Annotated in this window: 7 protein-coding genes; all 7 read left to right on the forward strand. The window is 75.6% G+C overall.

The genetic code is table 11. From position 1 onward, the window contains the following. Nucleotides 1–752: isocitrate lyase/phosphoenolpyruvate mutase family protein (locus ACFV0Q_RS33255; protein WP_385010481.1), on the forward strand; the 752-nt coding region annotated here is incomplete at its 5' end. Then, entirely contained in the window at nt 749–1,765 is a 1,017-nt protein-coding gene (locus ACFV0Q_RS33260; RefSeq protein WP_385010483.1) for a 3-oxoacyl-ACP synthase, read from the forward strand. The genes ACFV0Q_RS33255 and ACFV0Q_RS33260, both read left to right, overlap by 4 nt. A 1-nt stretch (nt 1,766) precedes the next feature. Beyond that, on the forward strand, nt 1,767–4,079 hold the full coding sequence (locus ACFV0Q_RS33265; RefSeq protein ID WP_385010484.1) for an iron-containing redox enzyme family protein: 2,313 nt from the start codon (nt 1,767–1,769) through the stop codon (nt 4,077–4,079). Between the two features lie 11 nt (nt 4,080–4,090). Continuing rightward, a complete protein-coding gene (locus ACFV0Q_RS33270) occupies nt 4,091–5,287 on the forward strand; it encodes an acyl-CoA dehydrogenase family protein (protein ID WP_385010486.1) in 1,197 nt (398 codons plus the stop codon). 118 nt (nt 5,288–5,405) lie between these two features. Then, a complete protein-coding gene (locus ACFV0Q_RS33275) occupies nt 5,406–6,578 on the forward strand; it encodes a hypothetical protein (RefSeq protein WP_385010488.1) in 1,173 nt (390 codons plus the stop codon). 90 nt (nt 6,579–6,668) lie between these two features. Next, entirely contained in the window at nt 6,669–7,739 is a 1,071-nt protein-coding gene (locus ACFV0Q_RS33280) for a saccharopine dehydrogenase (protein WP_385010490.1), read from the forward strand. Then, nucleotides 7,729–8,928 (forward strand): saccharopine dehydrogenase C-terminal domain-containing protein, encoded by a 1,200-nt coding sequence (locus ACFV0Q_RS33285; RefSeq protein WP_385010491.1) that lies wholly within the window; start codon nt 7,729–7,731, stop codon nt 8,926–8,928. Before ACFV0Q_RS33280 ends, ACFV0Q_RS33285 begins: the two co-directional genes overlap by 11 nt. Nucleotides 8,929–9,003: the final 75 nt, after the last annotated feature.

Raw genomic sequence — 9,003 nt, forward strand, 5'->3', positions numbered from 1 at the left:
ACGGCAGCGCCAGACGAGACGATGCGCCCACCCCCGCCCTCGCCGAGGCCGCCGTCCTGGTCAGCCGCGCCGCGCTCCACGACAACGCCGCCGCGATCGTCGACGCCACCGGCCTGCCCGTCACGGCCGACCTGGAGAGCGGCTTCGGGCAGCGGCCCGAGGACGTCGCCGAGACCATCCGGCTGGCGGCCGCCGCCGGGCTGGTCGGCGGCTCCATCGAGGACTCCACCGGACGCGACGAGGACCCGGTGCGCCCGCTCGGCGAAGCCGTGGAGCGGGTCGCCGCCGCCGTGGAGGCGGCGAAGGGACTCGGCTTCCCCTTCACCGTCACCGCCCGCGCCGAGAACTTCTTCCAGGGCCTGCCCGACCTCGACGACACCATCCGCCGCCTCCAGGCGTACGAAGCCGCGGGCGCCGACGTGCTCTACGCCCCGGCCCTGCCGGACGCCGACGCCATCCGCGCCGTCTGCTCCGCCGTGGACCGGCCCGTCAACGTACTGATGACCGGCGCGCTGAAGCTGTCCGTCGCCGACCTCGGTGACCTGGGCGTGCGCCGCGTCAGCACCGGCTCGGCCCTGTCCCGCGCCGCCCTCGGCGCCCTCGTCCGCGCCGCCCGCGAGATCACCGGGTCCGGCACCTTCGGCTTCGGCGCGGACGCCCTCCCGTACGCCGAGGCCAACGCCCTCCTGGACCCCGCCGCCACCGCCGCCCCCGCCCCGTCCGCCGACCGAGAGAGCGATCCGGCACCGTGAGCCTTCCGTACGCGTCACCCGCCGCCTCCGCGTTACCCGCGGCCCCGGCCGTCCACCTGTCCGCGCCCGCCTACGTCCTCGGCGAACTCCCCGCCGACCACACCACGGTCGACGGCCTGGCGGAGCGGGCCCGTCAGTTCGGCATGCCTCCCCGTGCCGCGCTGTGGGGCTGGGGCACCGTCCACCGCACCGCCAAGTCCCTGGAGACCCTCGCCGCCGAAAGCGCCCGCGCCACCCTCGACGGCGCGGGCGCCGCCCCGGCGGACGTGGACTGCCTCATCGTGTGCTCCACCCGCTTCCCCGGCGGCCCGCGCACCCACGGCGCCTTCGTGGAGAACGTCATGGCCGCCACCGGCCTCGGCGCCGCCTCCTTCACCGGCCTCACCCTCGGCCGCTGCGCCAACCTCCTCGCCGGCATCCGCACCGGCCAGGCGTACGTCGCCGCGGGCATGCACCGCCGGGTCATGGTCGTCACCACCGACCGGGTCACCGACGAGTCCGTCCGCATGGAGAACTTCGCCCTCTTCAGCGACGGCGCCGCCTCCTGCCTGATCAGCGCCGACCCGCTCGGCCCGGACGCCTACGAGATCGTCGCGGGCGCCACCGCCCAGGACCCGGCCGGACTCGACTGGTCCAACGAGATCAGCTCCGACCTCGCCCGCGAGGTCAACCGGCAGATCCTCGACGACGCCGGCATGAAGACCGGCGACATCCAGGGGGTGCTCCACCCCAACCTCTACAAGCCGCTCGTCGTCCTCAAGGAACGCCAGGCAGGCTTCACCCGCGAGCAGCTCTTCCTCGACAACATCCCGCGCGTGGGCCACTGCTTCGCCGCCGACCCGCTGATCAACCTGGTCGACCGCCAGAGCGCCGGCGACCTGCGGCCCCGCGGCCACTACCTGCTCGCCTCCAGCGTCCCGGGCGTCCGCATCGGCGTCCTGCTGCGCAAGCTCCCCGCGACCGCCCCCGCCGACGACACCACCGACACCGCCGCCCGGAAGGGGGAGCACTGACATGAGCGCGCACCTCACCCCCGACGAGGAGACCTCCCTCGACATGGCGCGCGGGTTCTTCGCCCCCGCCTACACGCTGCCCGACCTGACCACCTCGCTGCCGTCCGGCCCCTTCGAGGCCTCCCCGGCCGGCGCCGCCGAGGCCGCCCGCATCACCGCACTGCCCCCCGCCGGACTGTTCCGGCGGCTGCTCGCCGACCAGGAGAGCGAGGGCGTCCTGCTCGCCGCCCGCCGGGTCCTCGCCGCCTTCCTGGCCCCCGGGTCCGACGAGGACCCGGACCTGCCGCGGTCCGCCGACGCCGACGTCGACGCGGTCGCCGCCCAGGTCCTGGCCGCCCGCGCCGAACTCGCCGCCGTCCTCACCCCGCTCGCCGCCCACCCCGACCCCGAGGTGCGCGCCGCCGTCCTGCGCCAGCGCGCCCCCCTCGCCCTGACCGGAGGCTGCTGGCTGGACACCCTCTCCCAGGCCGCGACCCAGCCCGCCGAGATCGTGGGCCGCCTCTTCGGCCAGCACTGGCTGCTCCAGGGCGAGGGCACCGCCGAGGCCGGGATGCTCGGCCGCCGCCGCCGGGCCCTGGTCGGCCACGGGGTCTTCCTGCCCGGCGTGGAGAGCGCCGCCTTCCTCGACGAGGCCGGCGCCCGGCCGCTCACCGCCCTGCACGGGGCCTTCCACCTGGCCCTGTCCCGGCTGCCGGCCTCCTTCCTGCCCGAGGTCGTCGGCGTCCACTACGCCGCCCACGCCCTCGGCCTCGACGACCTCCTGCTGGGCATCGAGCCGGTGCTCGCCGAGAGCGACGTACGCCCCCTGCTCGCCGCCTACCTCTCCTACACCGGGCAGTCCCCGACCGGGGCCGAGGACCGCCGCCGCGCGCTGGCCGCCGTACGCCTCCTCGTGCGCCTGGAGCGCGAGCACACCGCCGCCCTCGCCGAACTCGCCGCCTGGTACGACGGACTGTCGCTGGACGCCAAGGTCGCGCGGATCGTCGAGCGGCACGCCCCGCACGCGGGCCGCCAGCACCGCGCGGTGCGCCTGGGCAGCCGCAAGCTCACCGACTGGCTCGACGACGGGCAGCTCGACGCGGCCGCCTTCGTACGGGAGTTCCGCACGGCCCGCCAGATCCGGCCCGCCCGCGACGGGGGCGCCTGCCGCTTCCTGAAGTCCATCAAGTTCGGCGGGCCCATGTTCGGCATCTTCGACGAGCGGGAGGCGGCCGTCCTGGCCGCCTGGGCGCAGGCCGTCGCCGACGGCGAGCCCGCCGGGGCGGACCTGGCGGCGACCACCGCGGGCGACGAGCCGGCCCGGGCCTGGGGCGGCCGGCTCGCCACCGTGGAGCCCTCCGACGTGCTGGTCCGCGATCCCGACGAGGACACCGACCCCCGGGACCACCGCCGGTTCTTCCACCGCCTCGTCAACTTCGAGCGCCACCCGAACGTGCTGCCGCAGGCCCGGGCCCGGGCCGAGGCCGGGCTCGCCGAAGCCGAACTGCTCTTCGAGCACGGGGCGGGCGGCGTGCTGACCGACGCCAGCTGGTTCCCGTACACGCCCGAGGCGCTCATGGAGCGGGTCGAGCGGATCTACTGGGACAAGCTCGTGGACCCGTACGAGCCGCTCACCGAGATCCCCTCCCGCGACGAGGTGGTCTTCGAGCAGTCGACGTACGCGCTGGGCAGCCTCATCGACGGCACCTGGGCGCACCGGATCGGCAACCTCGGCCGCCGCGGCCGGCGCAGCGACGACCTGCTCTTCTCCATCTACGCGGACGAGATGGGCCGCGGCGACATGGACAAGAACCACATCACGATCATCCACAAGGTGCTGGCCAGCATGGACATGGACCTGCCGCACATCCGGCAGGAGGCGTTCCTGCACCAGGGCGACCTGCCGGACCACCTGTACGGCTTCTCCATCCACCAGATCTGCCTGTCGCTGTTCCCCGACAGCCTCTACAACGAGATCCTCGGCTACAACCTGGGCATCGAGATGTTCGGCCTCGGCGCGATGCGCCTGCACGAGATCCAGAAGCTGCGCCGCCACGGCCTCGACGTCTCCTACGAAGAGGCCCACCTGTCCATCGACAACTTCTCGGCCGGGCACGCCCGCCAGTCCGCCGACATCGTCGTCGCCTACCTCGACGACGTGCGGCGCGGCTCCGGCGAGGAGGCCGTCCAGCGCGAATGGCGCCGGATCTGGCGCGGCTACGCCTCCTTCGCCCACTTCGTCGAGCACGGCCTGGTCAAGCGGGTCCGCGCCGCTCTCGCCGAAGACGCCCCGGCCGACGCCCCCACCGACGCCCCCGCCGACCTGGTCATCTGAGGAGCCGGACGATGGAACTGACGACGAGTTTCGACCCCGAGGTCCTCGCCCTGCCCTTCTACGAGGACTCCCACCGCCGGCTCGCCGAGTCGGCCGGGGCCTGGTGCGACAGCAACCGGGTCCTGTGGGAGGAGATCCGCACCCTGGACCCGGACGCCGCCGGACGCCGCCTCGTGCGCGCCCTGGGAGCGGCCGGCTGGCTGGCCGAACTGGACCCGCGGGGGGCGCCGGTGGACGACTTCCGGGCCGTGTGCCTGCGCCGCGAGGCCCTCGCGTACGCCGAGGACCTCGCCGACTTCGCCTTCTCCATCCAGGCGCTGGCCGCGACGCCGCTGCTGCGCTTCGGCAGCGAGGCGCAGCGCCGCCGCTACCTGCCGGGGATGGCCGCCGGGACCCTGATCGGGGCCTTCGCGGTGTCCGAGAAGGAGGCCGGGTCGGACGTGGCGTCGGTGGGGCTGGAGGCGGTCAGGGACGCGCAGGACGGCTCGTACGTGCTCAGCGGGCGGAAGGCCTGGATCGCCAACGGGACCATCGCCGACGTGTTCGTGGTCATCGCCCGCACCGGGCAGGGCCCCGGCCCGCTGGGGCTGTCGGCCTTCCTGGTGCCCAGGGCGACGCCCGGGCTGCGGGTGGAGCGGGTCGACGCCATCGCCCCGCGCTCCTTCGCGCACCTGTCCTTCGAGGACTGCCGGCTGCCCGCGGACGCGCTGCTCGGGCGGCCGGGCAAGGGCTTCGTGGTCGCCGTCGACCTGCTGGAGCGGTTCCGTACGACGGTCGGCGCGGCCGCCCTCGGCTTCGCGCGGCGGGCCTTCGACACCGCGCTCGCCCACGTCCTGGGGCGGGAGGCGTACGGGGCCACGCTGTTCGACCTCCAGCTGGTCAAGGCCTCCCTCGCCGACATGGAGGTGCAGCTGAACGCGGCCGCGCTGCTGGTGGCGCGGGCCGCCTGGGAGACCGACCGGGGCAGCCGCCGGTTCGCCCGGCACTCCAACATCGCCAAGGTGCACGCCACCGAGGCCGCCCAGGGGGTGGTCGACGCCGCCGTGCAGCTGCTCGGGGCGGCGGGCATCGTGCAGGGGTCGGTCACCGAGCGGCTGTACCGGCAGATCCGCTCCCTGCGCATCTACGAGGGCACCTCGGAGGTGCTGAGGATGGCCATCGCGGGCTCCCTCGACATGCGCAGGGCGGCTCGCGCGACGGCAGCCTGAGGTGGGGTCGCGGGGTCTGGAACGACGAACACCGCAACCATCAATTGAGGAACCACGACGGCGGGCAACCAGGTCCGCGAGAGCGGCGCCGGTTTAGGCGCAAAAAGAGGAGTACGCAGTGAGCACCACCACCGTCACCCCCGTCGAGGCCGTCCGCCTCGCGGATCCCTATCCCTTCTACGCGCGCCTGGTGGCGACACGCCCCTTCGCCTTCGACGAGGCGCTCGGGGCCTGGGTGGCCGCCGACGCGGCCGCGGTGCGCGCGGTGCTCGGCAGTGGTGTCCTGCGGGTACGGCCCGTGGCGCAGCCGGTTCCGGCCGGGATCGCCGGTACGGCGGCCGGGGAGGTGTTCGGGCAGCTGGTGCGGATGACGGACGGTGCGGCGGCCGCCCGGCTGAAGGGGGTCGTCGCGGGGGCCCTGGCCCGCGCCGACACCGCGTACGCGGCGGAGCTGGCGGCCCGCTTCACCCGCGAGGCGCTCGCCGGGGGCGGTGACGTCCCGTACGAGGAGCTGATGTTCGGGATCCCGGCCCGGGTGGTCGCCGTGCTCAGCGGCCTGGCCGGCGGCGCCGGCCGCGAGGCGGCCCGCGCCATCGCCGACTTCGTCCGCTGCATCCCGGCCACCGCCACCCCCGACGACTGCGGGGCGGCCGCGGTGGCCGCCGCCCGGCTGCGCGAACTCCTGGGCCCCGTACTCGACGCGGCCTCGGCCGCCCCGGCCGGCCCCGGGCTCCGCAACCGGCCCGGCGGCGCCGGCCAGGCGGGCGCGCTGCTCGCCGGGCTCGTACGGGCCGCCGACCGGGACGGCTGGGTGGACCTCGGGCCGCTGCTGTCCAACGCCATCGGCTTCCTCTCCCAGACCTACGACGCCACCGCCGGGCTGATCGGCAACACGCTGGTCGCCCTCGCCCGGGGCGAACACGCCCCCGACACGGGGGCGCTGGTGCGCGAGGTGGTCCGCCACGACGCCCCCATCCAGAACACCCGCCGCTTCGCCGCCGGGAGCTTCACGCACGCCGGCTCCACGGTGGAGCCGGGGCAGCAGGTCCTGGTGGTCCTCGCCGCCGCCAACCGGGACCCCGCCGTCAACCCGGACCCCCACACCCTGCTCCCCGGCCGGGTGAATCCCGTGATCTTCACCTTCGGCGCGGCGGCCCACCGCTGCCCGGGCGAGGAGCTCGCGGTGGCCGTCGCGACCGCCGTCGTCACCGAACTGCGCACGGCAGGCTTGAAGGCCACCGCGACCCCCGCCTACCGCCCTCTGGCGAACGCCCGGATCCCGCACCTCTAGCGCGCAGGCACCTCCAGGACGCCGCCCCCGCAACCGCGATCAGGCCGGGGGTCTCCCACCCCTATGCCTTCAGACAGGACAAACCGCACCATGTCGGACAGCACTCACCTCTGGATGCGCCACGAGGCCCGCCTCACCGAGCGCCGCGCCCCCCTCACCCCGCACGACGCCGCCCGCCTGGTCGAGGCCGGCGTCCGGATCACCGTCGAGGAGTCGGACCAGCGCGCCTTCCCCCTCGCCGAATACGCCGCCGCGGGCTGCGCCACCGCCAACACCGCCTCCTGGCACGAGCAGGCCCCCGACGACGCCTACGTCCTCGGCCTCAAGGAACTCCCCGCCGGACCCGGCGCCCCCGCCCTGCGCCACCGGCACATCTACTTCGGCCACGCCTACAAGGGCCAGTCCGGCGCCACCGAGCTGCTCTCCCGCTTCGCCGCGGGCGGCGGAGCCCTCCTCGACATGGAGTACCTCACCGACGAAGCCGGCCGCCGCGTCGCCGCGTTCGGCTACTGGGCCGGGTACGTCGGCGCCGCCCTCGCCGTCCTGCACCACCGCGGCGCCCTCACCACCCCGCTCGTCCCCACCGACCGCCCCGCCCTCGACGCCCTCCTCGCCTCCGGCGCCACCGCCGGCGACCCCACCACCACCCTGGTCATCGGCGCGCTCGGGCGCAGCGGCCGCGGCGCCTGCGACGCCCTCGTCCGGGCCGGCCTCGCGCCCACCCGCTGGGACCTCCCCGAGACCCGCTCCCTGGACCGGGCCGCCCTGCTCGGCCACGACGTGCTGGTCAACACCGTCCTGACCACCACCCCCGTACCGCCGTTCCTGACCAAGGCCGACCTCGACGACCCGGCCCGCCGCCTCTCCCTCGTCTCCGACGTCACCTGCGACGTCACCTCCGACTGCAACGTCCTGCCCGTCTACGAGGAGACCACCACCTGGCCGGAGCCCGTCCGCGCGCTGCGCGCCGACGCGCCCCGCCTCGACCTCATCGCCATCGACAACCTCCCCTCCCTGCTCCCCGTCGAGGCCAGCACCGCCTTCTCCGCCGAACTCGCGCCGCAGCTGGCGCGGCTGGCCGAGTGGGACGGCGTCTGGGACCGCGCCCTGCACACCTACCGGACGGCAGTCGAAGCCCAGGAGGCACCCCTTGTCCGCTAACCCGTCCGCGCCCGGCGCGGCCCCGGCGTCCGGCACCGTCCACTGGATAGGCACCGGCCTGTCCACCGGCCGGTCCGGCCTCTCCCTCGTCTGCGAACGCGCCCGCCGCGTGGTCCTGTGGGACCGCACGGCCGAGCGCGCCGCCGCCCGCCTGGCCGCCCACGGCCTGGCGGGCCGCGCGGAGGTCCGCGCCCTCACCCCGGCCGCCCTGGCGGCCGGGGTGGGCCCCGGCGACGTGGTCGTCTCCATGCTCCCGGCCGCCGAACATGCCCCGCTGCTGCGGCTGGCGGCCGAGCGCGGCGCCCACTTCGCCTGCACCAGCTACGTCTCCCCGGAGCTGGCCGCGCTGGCGGCCGAGGCCGCCGCGAAGACCCGTACCGTCGTCCTCACCGAGGCCGGGCTCGACCCCGGCATCGACCACCTGATGGCCCACGACCTGGTCGCCCGGGCCCGCGAGGCCGTCGGCTCGTTACCGGCGACCGCCGAGTTCACCTCCTACTGCGGCGGGGTCCCGGCGGTCCCCAACTCCTTCCGCTACCGCTTCAGCTGGGCCCCGTACGGGGTCCTCGCGGCCCTCGGCTCACCCGCCCGGCACATCGACTCCGGGGTGGAGCGGACCGCCGCCCGCCCCTGGGAGGCCACCCGGCCGCTGACCCTGGCGGGCGAGGAGTTCGAGGTCTACCCCAACCGCGACAGCCTCCCCTTCGTCGCGCAGTACGGAATCCCGGAGCAGTGGCAGCTCGCCACCTTCGTCCGCGGCACCCTGCGCAACGCGGGCTGGCGCACCGCCTGGAAGGAGGTCTTCGACACCGTCTCCGCCGGCGACCCCGAGGCCGTCCGCTCCCTGGCCGCCGCCCTCGCCGCCCGCCACCCCACCACCCCCGCCGACCGCGACCGCGTCGTGCTGTCCGTCTCCCTGGAACTGCGCACCGCCACCGGGACCCGCTGGCGCGGCTCCCACCTGCTGGACCTCACCGGCGACGCCGACGAGTCCGCGATGGCCCGCTGCGTCTCCCTGCCCCTCGCCTACGGCGTGACCCGGATCCTGGCCGGCGCCCTCCCCGCCGGCCTCAACCGGGCCGCCGAGACGCCCCGGGAGACCACCCGCTGGCTCACCTTCCTCGCCGCGCACGGCCTGGGCGGCACCTGCGCAGAAACCTCCTCCACCCCCTCAGGAGTCCCGGCATGACCCACCCCACCCCGCCCCCCCCCCCCCCCCCCCCCCCCCCCCCCCCCCCCCCCCCCGCGGGGGCCCCCCCCCCCC

The organism is Streptomyces sp. NPDC059564 (assembly GCF_042735575.1).
GTDB lineage: Bacteria > Actinomycetota > Actinomycetes > Streptomycetales > Streptomycetaceae > Streptomyces.